The 14,879-nt window shown below is 72.4% G+C and carries 12 protein-coding genes; 6 read left to right on the forward strand and 6 right to left on the reverse strand.

Going from position 1 to position 14,879, the window contains the following annotated elements; genetic code table 11:
- Positions 1-4 precede the first annotated feature (4 nt).
- Positions 5-349 (reverse strand): hypothetical protein, encoded by a 345-nt coding sequence (locus tag GXW83_RS11400; RefSeq protein WP_225446905.1) that lies wholly within the window; start codon positions 347-349, stop codon positions 5-7.
- Positions 346-1,839 (reverse strand): SDR family oxidoreductase, encoded by a 1,494-nt coding sequence (locus tag GXW83_RS11405; protein ID WP_182442968.1) that lies wholly within the window; start codon positions 1,837-1,839, stop codon positions 346-348. The genes GXW83_RS11400 and GXW83_RS11405 overlap by 4 nt, the downstream gene beginning before the upstream one ends.
- Positions 1,840-2,070: 231 nt before the next feature.
- Here GXW83_RS11405 and GXW83_RS11410 point away from each other — a divergent pair, with 231 nt between their 5' ends.
- The gene (locus GXW83_RS11410) at positions 2,071-2,346 is read left to right on the forward strand and encodes a hypothetical protein (protein ID WP_182442969.1); all 276 of its coding nucleotides are present in this window, start codon (positions 2,071-2,073) and stop codon (positions 2,344-2,346) included.
- A 169-nt stretch (positions 2,347-2,515) separates the two neighbouring features.
- On the opposite strand, the gene GXW83_RS11415 is transcribed toward GXW83_RS11410, so the two are convergent.
- From GXW83_RS11415 to GXW83_RS11425, 3 genes are all read right to left on the reverse strand, one after another.
- Positions 2,516-3,274 carry a beta-ketoacyl-ACP reductase gene (locus GXW83_RS11415; RefSeq protein ID WP_182442970.1) on the reverse strand — a complete coding sequence of 253 codons (759 nt, stop codon included), beginning with the start codon at positions 3,272-3,274 and terminating at the stop codon, positions 2,516-2,518.
- Between the two features lie 66 nt (positions 3,275-3,340).
- A complete protein-coding gene (locus GXW83_RS11420) occupies positions 3,341-4,528 on the reverse strand; it encodes an acetyl-CoA C-acyltransferase (RefSeq protein ID WP_182442971.1) in 1,188 nt (395 codons plus the stop codon).
- 55 nt (positions 4,529-4,583) lie between these two features.
- Positions 4,584-5,747, reverse strand: coding sequence for an acyl-CoA dehydrogenase family protein (locus GXW83_RS11425; RefSeq protein WP_182442972.1), 1,164 nt, complete (start codon positions 5,745-5,747; stop codon positions 4,584-4,586).
- 176 nt (positions 5,748-5,923) lie between these two features.
- Here GXW83_RS11425 and GXW83_RS11430 point away from each other — a divergent pair, with 176 nt between their 5' ends.
- From GXW83_RS11430 to GXW83_RS11445, 4 genes are all read left to right on the forward strand, one after another.
- Positions 5,924-6,586: a TetR/AcrR family transcriptional regulator gene (locus tag GXW83_RS11430; protein WP_182442973.1), complete on the forward strand. Its 663-nt coding sequence runs from the start codon at positions 5,924-5,926 to the stop codon at positions 6,584-6,586.
- A 342-nt stretch (positions 6,587-6,928) separates the two neighbouring features.
- Positions 6,929-8,188 carry an ABC transporter substrate-binding protein gene (locus GXW83_RS11435; protein ID WP_225446906.1) on the forward strand — a complete coding sequence of 420 codons (1,260 nt, stop codon included), beginning with the start codon at positions 6,929-6,931 and terminating at the stop codon, positions 8,186-8,188.
- 102 nt (positions 8,189-8,290) lie between these two features.
- Positions 8,291-9,256, forward strand: coding sequence for a carbohydrate ABC transporter permease (locus GXW83_RS11440; RefSeq protein ID WP_182442975.1), 966 nt, complete (start codon positions 8,291-8,293; stop codon positions 9,254-9,256).
- Complete coding sequence (locus tag GXW83_RS11445; protein WP_182442976.1) at positions 9,253-10,170, forward strand: carbohydrate ABC transporter permease; 918 nt, start codon at positions 9,253-9,255, stop codon at positions 10,168-10,170. The genes GXW83_RS11440 and GXW83_RS11445 overlap by 4 nt, the downstream gene beginning before the upstream one ends.
- Positions 10,171-10,186: 16 nt before the next feature.
- On the opposite strand, the gene GXW83_RS11450 is transcribed toward GXW83_RS11445, so the two are convergent.
- Complete coding sequence (locus GXW83_RS11450; RefSeq protein ID WP_182447231.1) at positions 10,187-11,272, reverse strand: nitric oxide synthase oxygenase; 1,086 nt, start codon at positions 11,270-11,272, stop codon at positions 10,187-10,189.
- A 320-nt stretch (positions 11,273-11,592) separates the two neighbouring features.
- On the opposite strand from GXW83_RS11450, the gene GXW83_RS11455 reads away from it, so the two are divergent.
- Positions 11,593-14,820, forward strand: coding sequence for a BTAD domain-containing putative transcriptional regulator (locus tag GXW83_RS11455; RefSeq protein WP_182442977.1), 3,228 nt, complete (start codon positions 11,593-11,595; stop codon positions 14,818-14,820).
- The last annotated feature ends 59 nt before the right edge of the window (positions 14,821-14,879 follow it).

Here is a 14,879-nt window from a genome sequence, read left to right on the forward strand (position 1 = left end):
CCGGTCAGTCGGCGTCCGGCGAGGCTGCGTCCGGCCGGGGGCTCCAGTGGCCGTGGAAGCCGAACGGCCACTGGTGCGGCGGCCGGGCCAGCAGCTCGGCGGGCGGGTCCGGCAGCCGGGCCGGGCGGTCGCCGCCGAGGCCGCCGCCGGAGTCCCCGGCGAGGTCGGCAACGTCGTCGCCGCCGGGGGAGCGCAGGATGACCACGATCCGGTCGTCGGCCGCCGTGTAGACGTCCGCCTGCGCGCCGCCCGCGACGGCGGCGGGCAGCTGCTGCTCCACCCAGGCCAGCAGCTCGGCCAGACGGCCCGGCGCGGCCCGGACCTCCCACATCAGGGTGTCGTGGCTCACCACGGCGACGGCGCGTAGTCCTTGAGGAAGACCCCGAGCAGGTCCTCACCCGCCTCGCCGCGCACGATCGGGTCGTAGACCCGGGCCGCGCCGTCCACCAGGTCCAGCGGGGCGTGGAAGCCCTCGTCGGCGAGGCGCATCTTGTCCGGGTGCGGACGCTCGTCGGTGATCCAGCCGGTGTCCACGGCGGTCATCAGGATGCCGTCGTTGTCCAGCATCTCCTGCGCGCTGGTGCGGGTGAGCATGTTCAGCGCGGCCTTGGCCATGTTGGTGTGCGGGTGGCCGGGGCCCTTGTAGCCCCGGCTGAACTGGCCCTCCATGGCGGAGACGTTCACCACGTACTTGCGCCGCGCCGGGGAGGCCGCCATCGCCGGACGCAGCTTGCTGACCAGGATGAAGGGCGCGGTGACATTGCACAGCTGCACTTCCAGCAGCTCGATCGGGTCCACCTCGTCGACCTTCTGGCTCCAGCTGTTCACCGGGTCCAGATCCGGGACGAGGCCGCCCGCGTCGATGGCCGTCCCGGCCTCGATCAGCGCCGGGGCGGCGGAGCCGCTGGTCAGTGCGAGCGCGGTGAGGGCCTGGGCGCTGAGCGCGCTGTGCCTGCCCCGGGTCTGGCTGGGCAGCGCGGGCTGGCGGCTGAGGTCGAAGCGGCCGAGGACGACCGACTCGGGCAGCTCGCCGGCGGGCAGCGGCGCGTCCTCGGAGTTGATCAGCTCGGTGTACGCCTGGGCGCTGCGGCGCACGGTCTGCGCGGCGTTGTTGATCAGGATGTCCAGCGGGCCCTGCTCGGCCACCGACTCGGCGAGCGCGATGACCTGCGAGGGGTCGCGCAGGTCGATGCCCACGACACGCAGCCGGTGCAGCCACTCGGCGCTGTCCGGCATCGCGGTGAAGCGGCGGATCGCGTCGTTGGGGAAGCGGGTGGTGATGGTGGTGTGCGCGCCGTCGCGGAGCAGCCGCAGCGCGATGTACATGCCGATCTTGGCCCTGCCGCCGGTGAGCAGTGCCCGGCGGCCGCTGAGGTCGGTGCGGGCGTCGCGGCGGGCCCGGTTCTCGTGCGCGCAGGGCTGGCAGAGCTGGTGGTAGAAGGCGTCCACCTCGACGTACCGGGTCTTGCAGATGTAGCAGGAGCGCGGGCGCTCCAGGACGCCCGCGATCGGCCCGGCCGTCCCGCTGGTGAGCTGCAGGCCCTGGGTCTCGTCGTCGATGCGGTCGGCGGCGCCGGTCGCGGTGGACTCGGTCACGGCCCGGTCGTTGGCGGTCTTCGCGGCCCGCCGCTCCTGTCGGCGACGGTGCTTGACCTGCCGGTACACGCCTGCCGTGGCGCGGCGGACGGCGACGGCGTCCGGGTGGTCGATCGGCAGCTCGTCGATTTCGGCGAGGACCTCCAGGGCGAGGGCCAGGCGTGCCGGGTCGATGCCGGGCACGTCGTCCCCGGTGGGCTCCTCGGCGAGGAGGGTGGTGCCGCCGTCGAGTCCTGCGCTCATGCCGCTGCCGTTCGTGGGTCGCTGGTGGGTTCGGGTCACTGCTGGGGTCACTGCTGGAGGGGTGCGGTGGCCGGAGTGCCGCCGTGCCAACTGCGACACCTTACGCAGGTCGGGCCCCTGGGCCCAAACCGCGACGGTAACCGTGCCCGAACCGTGCCCGTCGGGGCGGCGGGGCACCCGGTCGGCCGCCACGACGCGCGGACCGGCGCGTCAGCGACCAGAGTGGTTGACATGGCGAATGACACGAGGATGAGCGGACTGAACTTCAACGTCAACCGGCGGATGCTCGTCGTGGGCGCCGCACTCACCGGGACCGGGGCGCTGCTGGCGCTCGTCGGCACGGTGATCGCGGGCACGACCCTGGTCACGGCCGGGCGCGGCTGGGTGCAGCAGATGGAGGTGGCACCGGCCGAGATGGCGGTCCGGGCGCTGCGGCAGGCGAAGCACGCCTCCCGCGCGGGCGCGGACGCCTGGCGCGCCCAGGCCCAGCAGGCCCAGCACAACTGAGCCTGCGGCCCCGGTCCGACTGAGCCTGCGGCCCCGGCACCAGCTGAGGCTGCTGCCGCGGCGCGACCGGGGCCGGGGCCGGGCGGCGGTACCGTCCCGGCCGGGCAGGCTCCCGGCCGGGACGGTGGTCACCCCTGCGCCGCCTCGGCGACGCCGCGCGCGGCGCTCCTCAGCGGGCGCCGCCGTTGACGTACAGCGTCTGGCCGCTCACGTACGAGGAGTCCTCGGAGGCGAGGAAGGCCACCACCGAGGCGATGTCCTCGGGCTGGCCGACCCGGCGCAGCGGCGTGCGCTCGGCGACCTGCTCCTGGTGCTCCTCGGCCGTGGCCCCGACGCGCTCGGCGGTGGCGGCGGTCATGCCGGTGGCGATGTAGCCGGGGGCGACGGCATTGACGTTGATGTTGAACGGGCCCAGCTCGATGGCCAGGGTCGCGGTCAGGCCCTGGATCCCGGCCTTGGCGGCGGCGTAGTTGGCCTGGCCCCGGTTGCCCAGCGCCGAGCGCGAGCTCAGCGAGACGATCTTGCCGTAGCGCTGCTTGCACATGTACGCCTGGGCGACGTGGGAGCAGTTGTAGGCGCTGGTGAGGTTGACCGTGATGACGTCGTCCCAGTCCTGCTTCGGCATCTTGAAGAACAGGTTGTCGCGGGTGATCCCGGCGTTGTTGACCAGGATGTGGAGCGCGCCGAGGTCGGCGACCACCTGCGCGAACGCGGCCTCCACGGCGTCATGGTCGGACACGTCGCAGCCGTACGCCCTGGCCGTGCCGCCCTTGGCGGTGATCGCGTCGACGGTGCCCTGGGCGCGCTCGGCGGTGAGGTCCACCACGGCGACCGCAGCGCCCTCGGAGGCGAGCCGCAGCGCGGTGGCCGCGCCGATGCCCTGGGCCGCGCCGGTCACCACGGCGACCTTGCCGGTGAAGCGGGTCATCTGAATTCTCCTGTACTGGTCGGGACTTGGGGCGGGACTCGGGTGTGGATGAGAGTTGACGATCCGTCAGTCACGGTCCACCAGAACCGCGGTGCCCTGGCCGACGCCCACGCACATGGTGGCCAGGCCGTGCCGGACGCCGGTGCGGCCCATCCGGTGCAGCAGTGTGGTGAGGATGCGCGCGCCGGAGCCGCCGAGCGGGTGGCCCAGCGCGATGGCGCCGCCCTGCGGGTTGACCAGCTCCGGGTCCACCCCCAACTGCCGTACGCAGGCCAGGGCCTGGGCGGCGAAGGCCTCGTTGAACTCGGCGGTGCCGAGGTCGTCCACGCTGCGCCCGGTGCGGTCCAGCACCCGGCGTACGGCCGGCACCGGGCCCATGCCCATGACGTCCGGGTCGACCCCGGCGCTGGCACCCGCCACATAGCGGCCCAGCGGCTCCAGGCCGAGGTCGGCCAGGGCCTCCTCGCTGACCAGCAACAGGCCGGCCGCGCCGTCGTTCATCGGCGAGGAGTTGCCCGCGGTGACGGTGCCGCCCTTGCGGAAGACCGGCTTGAGCGTGGCCAGCTTCTCCAGCGTGGTGTCCGGGCGGATCGACTCGTCCTCGCTGACGACGGAGCCGTCGGCCAGGGTCACCGGGACGATCTCGGCGTCGAACAGGCCGTCCTTGCGGGCGTCGGCCGCCCGCTGGTGGCTGCGCAGGGCGAAGGCGTCCTGCTGCTCGCGGGTGATGTTGTGGCGGACGGCGACCTCCTCGGCGGTCTCGCCCATGGAGAGCACGCCGTGCAGCTCGCGCATCCGGGGGTTGGTCATCCGCCAGCCGAGTTTGGTGTCGAAGATCTCCGCGCCCAGCGGCAGCGCCTGTTCGGCGCGGGGCAGCACGAAGGGGGCGCGGCTCATCGACTCGGAGCCGCCGGCCAGGACCACCTCGGCCTCGCCGGCGGCGATGGTGCGGGCGGCGGCGGTGACCGCCTCCATGCCGGAGGCGCAGAGCCGGTTCAGGGTGGCGCCGGGCACGCTGTCCGGGATGCCCGCCAGCAGCACGGCCATGCGCGCGACGTTGCGGTTGTCCTCCCCGGCCTGGTTGGCGGCGCCCCAGTAGACGTCGTCGATCCTGGCCGGGTCCAGGGCCGGGACGCTGTCCAGCACGGCCCGGACCGCGGCGGCGGCGAGGTCGTCCGGGCGGACGGTGGACAGGGCTCCGCGCAGGCGGCCGACGGGGGTGCGCCGGGCGGCGGCGAAGTAGACGGGGCGCATCGTTGGGCTCCTTCGGGTGGGCGGGGGCGTGCGGCGGTACCGGCGGGCGAGCGGGTCAGAAGGCGTTGACGCCGGTCAGGGCCCGGCCGATGAGCAGCTTCTGGATCTGGCTGGTGCCCTCGTACAGGGTCATCACCCGGGCGTCGCGGACATACTTGCCGACCGGGTACTCGTCGATGAAGCCGTAGCCGCCGAAGACCTGCAACGCGGTGTTGGACGCCTTGACGGCCGCCTCGGAGGCGTAGAGCTTGGCGACGGAGGACTCGGTGGCGAACGGCTGCCCGCGCTCGATCAGGTCGGCGACCCGCCAGACCAGCAGCCGGGCAGCGTCCAGCTCGACCTTGATGTCGGCGATCATCTCCTGCACCAGTTGGTGCGAGGCGATCGGTCGGCCGAACTGCTCGCGCTGGACGGAGTAGGCGACGGCCGCGTCCAGCGACGCCTGGATGATGCCGACGCAGCCCGCCGCCACCGACATCCGACCCTTGGCCAGCGCGGACATGGCGACGCCGAAGCCCTTGCCCTCCGCGCCGAGCATGGCCGCGTGCGGCACCCGGACGCCGTCGAAGGCCAGCTCGGCGGTGGGCTGGCCGCGCAGGCCCAGCTTGCCGTGGACGGTGGTGCGGGTCAGGCCGGGGGAGTCGGTGGGCACCAGGAAGGCGCTGACGCCCTTGTGTCCGGCCCGCTCCGGGTCGTCGCCGCCGGTGCGGGCGAAGACCAGGGCGACCTCGGCCCAGGTGCCGTTGGTGATGAACATCTTGGCGCCGTCGATGATCCAGTCGTCGCCGTCGCGGACGGCCCGGGTGCGCAGGTTGCCCGCGTCGGAGCCGGTGCCGGGCTCGGTCAGGGCGAAGCAGCCGAGGGCGTCGCCGGAGGTGAGGCGGGGCAGCCAGTGCTGCTTCTGCTGCTCGGTGCCGTGGTGCGCGATCGACTTGGCGACCAGGCCGAGCGAGACCGACAGCAGGCCGCGCACGGAGGAGTCGCCGCGCCCCAGCTCCTCGGTGACCAGCACGTACGAGAGGTGGTCGCCGCCGGAGCCGCCGTACTCCTCGGGGATGGTCAGCCCCAGGAAGCCGAGCGCGCCGAGCTTCTTCACGATTCCCCGGTCGACCTCCTCGGCCCGGTCCCAGGCGGCGGCGTTGGGTACGATCTCGCGGTCGACGAAGTCGGCGGCCAACCGGCGTACGGCGGCCTGCTCCTCGCCCAGCTCCAGGTTCACGGTGCTCCTCGGCGGTGTCGGTGACCAGCGGCGCTCGCGGTCGCGGGGGTGGTGGGGAGGGCCGCCACCCCGATAAACTAGCGGTGCAAGTTTTTGGACTCTAACCCCTTGCTGCGGGCCGAGGGAAGCGGGTGTCCACTGACAAACCCTGCCGAACCGCCGAACGAGGAGGTGCCGTGGCCCGGCCGCGCAACCCACTGCTGAGCCGTGAGCGCATCGTCTCCGCGGCGCTGGACCTGGTCGACGCCGAGGGCCTGGCCGCGCTCTCCACCCGCCGCCTCGCCGCCGGTCTGGGCGTCAGCGGCCCCTCGCTGTACAACCACTTCGCCACCAAGGACGCCCTGCTGGACGCGGTGGTGGACCATGTCGTCGGCGAGGTGGACCTGTCCATGTGGCAGGGCCCTGGCGTCCCGGAGGCAACGGGCTGGAGCGGCGCGCTGCTGGCCTGGGCCCGCTCGTACCGGGCGGCGCTGGTCGCGCACCCCAACCTGGTGCCGGTGCTGGCCCAGGGGCCGGGCCGGCGCGCCAACGCGCTCCGGCTGGCCGACGCGGTCTTCGGCGGCCTGGTCGACGCCGGGTGGCCCAAGGCCGACGCCACCAGGATCGGCGCGCTCATGCGCTACTTCGTGTTCGGTTCTGCGCTGGGCTCGTTCGCGGCCGGGTTCGTCGACGACCGGCAGCTCTACTCCGAGGGTTACCCGCACCTCGGCGAGGCCCACCTGCTGGCCGAGCGCCAACGGCAGGTGGACGAGGGCGCGTTCGAGGCCGGACTGTCCGCGCTGGTCGAGGGTCTGACGCTGCAGTACGCCCGGCTGGGCGCGCCCGGCCGCAACGGCTGAGCCGGTTCCCCCGGCCGCCGTACGGGCAGGCAGCGGCGGGCCGGACCACGCGGACCAGCCGGACCGCTCGGGTCACGGGTGACACGGGCGACACGGGCGATCGGGAATCAACACTCTCCAACACCGCCTTGGGCTTTTCTTGTGAGAAACCTTGACAGCCCTCCCTGCTGTTGGTGATATCTGAACGCTCACGTTCGTTTGTGTTTTCATTCGCGCCCCTGGGGAGGGGTTATGGTGCAACGCTCAAACAGCAGCAACCAGCCGACTGGTACACGTCCGACAGGGTTATTCCCCGCCGCAGGCCGACCGTTCAGCCGCCGCTCCGTCGTCCGCGGCGCGCTCATGGGCGCGGGAGCGCTCGCCGTCCCGTCCCTGCTCACCGCCTGCGGCAAGGGGACGTCCAGCGCCGGCGGGGGCGGCAGCAACAGCAAGGTGGTGACCTACGGCTCCAATGCGGCCGTCCCGCAGCCCAAGGGCGCCTACGAGACGCTGTTCGCGCAGGCCCAGAAGGTCACCGGCTACACCGTGGACGTCAACTGGGTGGACCACAACACCTTCCAGCAGAACATCACCACCTACCTGCAGGGCAATCCGCAGGACGCGTTCGACTGGTTCGCCGGCGAGCGGATGCAGTTCTTCGCCGCCCAGGGCCTCTGCGACCAGATCGACGACGTCTGGGCGAAGATCGGCGGCAACTACACCGACGCCATGAAGGCCCAGAGCAAGGGCAGCGACGGGCACTACTACTTCGTCCCGTTCGACTACTACCCGTGGGCCGTGTACTACAGCAAGAGCCTGTGGGCGGCCAAGGGCTACACCGCGCCCACCACCTGGGACGAATTCATCACGCTGGCTGCCAAGATGAAGACCGACGGGCTGATCCCGCTGGCCTTCACCGACAAGGACGGCTGGCCCGCGATGGGCACCTTCGACTACCTGAACATGCGCATCAACGGCTACGACTTCCACATCGACCTGATGCGCAACGGCACCAGCTGGAACACCCCGCAGGTCAAGGCCGTCTTCGACCAGTGGAAGCAGCTCATCCCCTACTACTCGCCGGGCTTCCTGGGCCTGACCTGGCAGGAGGGCGCCACCCAACTGCTGAACAAGCAGGCCGGGATGATGGTGCTCGGCCTCGACCAGATCGGCACCATCTTCACCGGCGCCAAGGCCGACGACCTGGGCTTCTTCGCCTTCCCGGAGATCAACCCGGCCTACGGCCAGGACTCGGTCGAGGCGCCCATCGACGGCATGATGCTGTCCAAGTCGCCGAAGAACCGGGCCGGCGCGGTCGCCCTGCTGGAGTACCTGGGCACCGCCCCCGCGCAGCAGCTGTGGCTGGCCGCCGACCCGGCCGACATCGCCACCGCCAACGGCGTGGACACCTCCAAGTACACCCAGCCGCAGACCGACTCCGTGACGCTCATTCAGAAAGCCTCACACATCTCGCAGTTCATGGACCGCGACACCCGCCCCGACTTCGCCGACCCGGTGATGCTCCCGGCGATCCAGCAGTTCCTGGACAACCCGGGGAACATCGGCAGCATCCTCTCCAACATCGACAAGCAGGCCAAGTCGATCTGGGCCAGCAACGGCTGACGCACACCGCTCGATTGACGGTACGTCAGAATCCGGCGGGCGCCGCCCCCGGCGCCCGCCGCGGGTCCTTCTCCAGCGGGAGCGCACTGTAATGAGGTTCGCATGACCGTAACGGACGCCGCCCCCCGGCGGCGCACCCGGCCGACCACCCGCAGGGCCACCGGACGGCCCACCCGGCGCCGACGCCTGTCCCGCGCCGACCGGGTGGTCCTGACGCTGATGGCGGGGGTGCCGCTGCTGCTCACCCTCTCCTTCGTCTGGGTTCCGGCCCTGCTGTCGATCGTCCTGTCCTTCTCCAGCTGGCCGGGCATCGGCGGGGTCTCGTCCATCAAGTGGGTCGGCCTGCAGAACTACCACAACATCTTCACCATCTACCCGGAGTTCTATCCGGCGCTCCAGCACAACCTGATCTGGCTGCTGGTCTTCTTCTGCCTGCCCGCCCCGGCCGGCCTCTTCCTGGCCGTGCAACTCGACAAGCAGATCCGCTTCTCCCGGGTCTACCAGAGCGTGCTCTTCCTGCCGGTGGTGCTCTCGCTCGCCCTGATCGGGTTCATGACCGAGCTGATCTTCTCGCCCACCCAGGGCCTGCTCAACAACCTCACCGGGCACGCCGCCCAGAACGACATGATCGACTGGCTGGGCAACCCGCACCTCAACATCTGGGCGGTGCTGCTGATGGCCTGCTGGCGGCAGACCGGCTACGTCATGATCATGTACCTGGCCGGGCTGAAAAGCGTGGACCCCTCGATGAAGGAGGCCGCCGCGCTGGACGGCGCGGGCCAGTGGCAGACCTTCCGGCACGTGGTCTGGCCCGCCCTGCGGCCCATCAACGTCGTCGTCCTGGTCATCACCGTCATCGAGTCGCTGCGCGCCTTCGACATCGTCTACGTCATCAACCAGGGCACCGACGGGCTGGAGCTGCTGTCGGTGCTGGTCACCGACAACATCATCGGCGAGGCCAGCCGCATCGGCTTCGGCTCGGCGCTGGCCACCATCCTGCTGCTCATCTCGATGGCCTTCATCGTGCCCTACCTGATCACCATCTTCCGGAAGGACGGAGAGGAATGAGCGCGACAACCGCCGTACCCCCGACGGCTGCCGCCCCGGCCGGGCCCACGCCGCGCCGCCCGCTCCGGATCGGCCGCCTCGGCCTGCACCTCTTCCTGGTCGGCACCTCGGTCATCTGGCTGGCCCCGCTGCTGTACGCCTTCTACACCGCGCTGCGGCCCTACACCGACACCGAGAAGTACGGCTACGTCTCCGTCGGCGGCCACTACGGCTTCGGCAACTTCACCGCCGCCTGGAGCCAGGCCGACCTGCCGCTGTACTTCTGGAACTCCGTGCTCATCACCGTCCCGGCGCTGGTGCTGACGCTGTTCCTGGCCAGCATGGTCGCCTTCGTGGTCTCCCGCTACCGGTTCCGGATCAATGTGGCGCTGCTGATGGTCTTCACCGCCGGGAACCTGCTGCCGCAGCAGGCCATCATCACCCCGCTCTACAAGATCTACCAGCTGATCCCGCTGCCGCTGTGGCTCTCCGACTCCGGCAAGATGGACGACTCCTACCTCGGCCTGATCCTCATCCACGTGGCCTTCCAGACCGGCTTCTGCGCCTTCGTCCTGGCCAACTACATGCGCACCATCCCCACCGAACTCGGCGAGGCCGCCGTGGTCGACGGCGCCTCGGCCTGGCGCCAGTACTGGCAGATCATCCTGCCGCTGTGCCGCCCGGTGCTCGCGGCGCTGGCCACCCTGGAGTTCACCTGGATCTACAACGACTTCTTCTGGGCCACCGTCCTCATGCAGACCGGCGACAAACGCCCGATCACCGCCGCCCTCAACAACCTCGCCGGCCAGTTCTTCGTCAACAACAACCTCATCTCCGCCGCCGCCCTGATCGTCGCCGTCCCCACCCTGATCGTCTTCTTCCTCCTGCAGAAGCAGTTCGTCTCCGGGCTGACGCTGGGCGCCAACAAGGGCTGACGACGCGTCAATCCGCTCAGAGAGCAGGCCCCCAGGGGTCGGTCGGGGAGCGGCGGAGGTAGGCGGGGCGGGCTTTGGGGTCCGGGGGGTCGAAGGTGCGGTGGAAGACGGCCGTTGCCGAGCCGGAGAGCGGGGGGACGATCCAGCTCCACTCGGAGGGGACGGGGCGGCCGTGCCGCCGCTCGCGTTCGATGTGCGCCAGGAAGCGCACCGACTCGGTGTGGTGGTCCGAGATGGTCACCCCGGCGTCCTGGTAGGAGTGCAGCACCGCCAGGTTGAGCTCCACCAGGGCGCGGTCCCGCCACAGCTTGCGCGGGCTGGAGGTGTCCAGCTCGAAGAGTTCGGCCACGGCCGGCAGCAGGTCGTAGCGGTCCACGTCGCCGAGGTCGCGCGAGCCGATCTCGGTGCCCATGTACCAGCCGTTGAAGGGGGCGGCCGGGTAGCTGATCCCGCCGATCTCCAGGGTCATGTCCGACACCGCCGGGACGGCGTACCAGCGCAGGCCGAGGTCGGCGAAGCCCGCGTGGTGCGGGTGGCTGAGCGGGACTTCGAGCACTGCGTCCGGCGGCAGGTCGTAGTGCTCGGGGCGGCGGTACGGCGCGGCCTGCACCAGCAGCGGCATCAGGTCGAACGGCTCCTTGCCGCCCTGCCAGCCCAGGTCGCGGGCCCGGGCCAGCAGCCGGGCGCTGTCCGGGTCGTCGGTGTAGTGGACCAGTTGCGGGCTGAGGATGCGGGCCGCCGGACGGCCCGGCCGGTCCGGGGCGAAGACGCTGACGACGGGCCTGATCCGGCCCTTGTTGGTGGCCAGCCGCAGATGCTCGCTGCACTGCTCGGCGATGTCGTCGGGGTGCCGGGCCCAGCGCAGGTCGCGCACGGTCAGGCTGTGCCAGTAGAGCCGTCCGATGCAGCGCGCGGAGTTGCGCCAGGCGACGCGGGCGCCGAAGGTCAGCTCCTCCGGGGTGTGCTCGTAGCTGCCGTGGGCGGAGACGGCGGCCCTGACCTCGCGCAGCCGGGCCTCGACGCCGTCCGGGTAGCCGGTCTCGCCGTTCACCGGGCCCTCGCGGTCGAAGTGGCGGACGAACTCCTCGGCGGCTGCCAGCACCGCCTCGGCCGAGGAGTCACCGGCTCCCGCCGCCGTCGGTACCGGTTTGTGCGCGACCCCGCCACCGGTGTCCGCCCCGACCGCCACGCCCGCCCCGACCGTCCCGGCCGCCTCGGCCGCAGGCACGGGTCTCGGCCCGGAGCCGGACGCGGCGGGACGCCGCCGCTTGAAAACGGTTCGCTGGAACAGCACGATGGATTCCTCCCCGCCCCATGGATACCGCACGTGTTCGGACGGGCGCACAGAGTACGGGAATCTCTGTGCGGGGCAGGAACGGAACAGCTATGCTGCGTCCCCCGGCGGGGTGGGATGATCGCAGGGTGAGATTCGGCATCCTCGGCAGCACCCGGGCCTGGACCGGCGCGGGCGATGCCGCAGCCCTCGGCGGGAGCGGGCGGCGGGCCCTGTTGGTCCTGCTGGCCCTGGACGCCGGGCGGACCGTCCCCGTACAGCGCCTGGTCGACGGCCTGTACGGCGAGCGGCCGCCGGCCGGGGTCGGCAACGCGCTGCAGTCCCAGGTCTCCCGGCTGCGCGCCGCGCTGCGCCGCCCCGGCGAGCCCGACCCGATCGTCGGCGACCGCGCCGGATACCGCCTCGCCGTCGAGCCGGACGCGGTGGACGCCCACCGTTTCGTCCGGCTGGCCGCGCAGGGCCGCCGGGCACTGCTCGCGGACGACCCGGCCACCGCCTCCGCACTGCTGGGCGAAGCGCTGGCGCTGTGGCGCGGCCCGGCCCTGGCCGACATCGCCGACGCCCCGTTCGCCGCCGCGCAGACCATCCGGCTGGAGGAGGCACGGCTGACCGCGACCGAGGACCTGCTGCGGACGGAGCTGGCCCTCGGGCGTCACCACGAGGCCGTCGCCGAGTTGCGCGAGCTGGTCGCCGCCCACCCGCTGCGCGAACGCCTCAGCGCCCTGCTGGTGCTGGCCCTGCACGGTGACGGCCGCCGGGCCGAGGCGCTGGACGCCTACGCGCAGGCCAGGGACGCCCTGGTCGACGCCCTCGGGGCCGACCCCGGAAGCGAGTTGGCGGAAGCCCAGCTCGTCGTGCTGCGCGGTGGCCAGCAACAGGATCCGGAGACAAAGGAGGTGACCTACCGTCATCTGTCGCTGCCGGTGCAGCTCAACGGGATGGTCGGGCGAGCAGGGGAGTTGGCCCGGATCCAGGAGTTGCTGCAGCGCGTTCGGCTGCTCGTGGTCACCGGCCCCGGCGGCGCGGGCAAGACCCGGGTCGCGGTCGAGGCCGCCGCCCGCCACCCGGGCGACAGCTGCTTCGCCGACCTCTCCGGGCTGACCGAGGGCGACAGCCTGCCGACGGCCGTCCTCGGCGCCCTCGGACTGCGTGGCTCGGCCCTGCGCGGCCAGGCCGAGGGGCCGACCCCGCAGGCCCGGCTCACCGCCGCGCTGACCGATCGTCACCTGCTGCTGGTGCTGGACAACTGCGAGCACCTGGTGGCGGACGCTGCCCGGTTCGCCGCCGAACTCCTGGCCGCGTGCCCCGGCTTGCGCATCCTGGCCACCAGCCGTGAGGCCCTCGGCATCACCGGCGAACAGCTGCTGCCGCTGCCGCCGCTGCCGGGGGAGGCCGCCGTCCAGCTGTTCCATGAGCGCGCCACGGCCGTACAGCCCGACTTCGACCCCAGGCGAGAGGCCGAGCCGGTCGCCGAGATCTGCGACCGGCTCGACGGGCTTCCGCTGGCCATCGAGCTGGCGGCGGCCCGGCTCAGGGTATTGACGACACGTCAGATCGTGGCCCGACTGGACGACCGGTTCCGGCTGCTCACCGGCGGCAGCCGCACCGCCCGCCCCCGGCAGCAGACCCTGCGTGCCGTGGTCGACTGGAGCTGGGAACTGCTGCCGCAGGCCGAACGCGCGGTGCTGCGCCGGGCGTCGGTCCTCTCGGGCGGGTGGACGCTGACGGCCGCCGAAGCCGTCTGCGCCGACGCTGGTGCCGAAGCCGGTGCCGGGCCGGGCGTCGGACCGGACGATGTGCTCGCGCTGATCGCCGCGCTGGTGGACAAGTCCCTGGTCACCGCTCAGCAGCCGGAGCATCCCGGGGGCGAGGTGCGCTACCGGCTGCTGCAGACCGTCCGTGCCTACGCCGCCGAACGGCTGGACGAGTCCGGCGAGCGGCAGCGTGCCGAACAGGCCCACCTGGAGCACTTCCTGGGGCTGGCCGCCACCGCCAATCCGCTTCTGCGCACCGCCGAGCAACTCGACTGGCTACACCGGCTCGCCGCCGACGACGACAACCTGCACGCGGCGCTGCGCCGCGCCGACACCCGCACCGCCCTGCGGATGGTCGGCGAACTCTCTCCCTACTGGATGCTGCGCGGCCTGCGCTACGAGGGTGCGTCGCACGCCCGCCGGGTGCTGGAGGCGCTCGATCCTGGCCCCGTGCCCGGCCTGGAGGAGGAGTACGCCATCTGCGTCATCCTCGCCGTCTCCATCGAGGACGACCACGGGGCCCTGTCCGGCCATCTCGCCGCCGGCGAGCGGCTGATGCTGGAGCTGCGCCGCACCCCCCGGCGCAACCCCACCCTGGTGCTGCTCTGGGCCCCGTACAGCGGAATCCCCGAGGACTTCGACCAACTCACCCCGCAGGAAGCCGACTTGTGGTCGGCCGATCCCTGGCACCGGGGCCTGGTCCACCTCAGCGGCGGCTTCCGGCACTGGTACCTGAACGGCGACTCGGCAGCCGCCGTACGCGAGTTCGGCGCCTGCGTCGCGCTCTACCGGGAGCTGGGCGACCGTTGGGGCCAGATCCTGGGCCTCAACGAACTCTCGGTCGTCACCCACGCCTCGGGCGACCGCGCCCGCTCCCGGATGCTGTCCGCCGAGGCGCTGCGGCTGGCCGAGGAGTTGGGCTCCACCGAGGACATCGCCGATCTGCTCTGCGGCCGGGCCGAACGCGCCCTGCGCGACGGGGACGTGGACGCCGCCGAGGCCGACTGCGAGCGGGCGGTGGGGCTGTTCCAGCACATCGGCTCCGCCGCCGGCATTCCCCGGGCCCGGCTCTGCCAGGCCGCCGCCGCCCGGCTCCGCGGCGATCTGGACGCCGCGGCCACGCTCTGCCGGACCGCCCTGGACGCCGCACCGCCCGGCTGGTTCGGCGGCGTCTGGCTGCGGGTGGATGCCCGGGTCGAACTCGCGCGCATCGCCCTGGCGGCGGGCGACGCAGCCACCGCGCACCGCTGGTTCCGCGAGGCGCTGCCGCCGGGGGTGGACGTACGCAACCTTCCGGCCCTGGCCGACGCCGCCGAGGCCCTGGCCGGGCTCGCGCTGGTCGAGGGCGAGCCGGCGCACGCCGCCCGCCTGCAGGGGGTGTCCGAGGCGCTGCGGCGCGGCGCTGCCCCCGCCGACCAGGACCACCAGCGCTTCCGCGCCCAGGCGCGGGCCGCTCTCGGGGACGCCGACTACGCCCGCGCCCACGCCCGGGGCGCGGCCCTGATCCCGGCCGAAGCCGTCGCCGCACTGGTCTCCCACGCCCAGCGGCAGCAGCCCCCGCCGACCGGGGACTCCAGCCGGCGGACAGACCCAGCCCGCTAGGCAGGCCCCGCGCGGCGTCCGGCCGCCGCCCTCCGTCTGCCGGGGTTGGGACACCCCGG

It is taken from the genome of Streptacidiphilus sp. PB12-B1b, from assembly GCF_014084125.1.
Lineage (GTDB): Bacteria > Actinomycetota > Actinomycetes > Streptomycetales > Streptomycetaceae > Streptacidiphilus.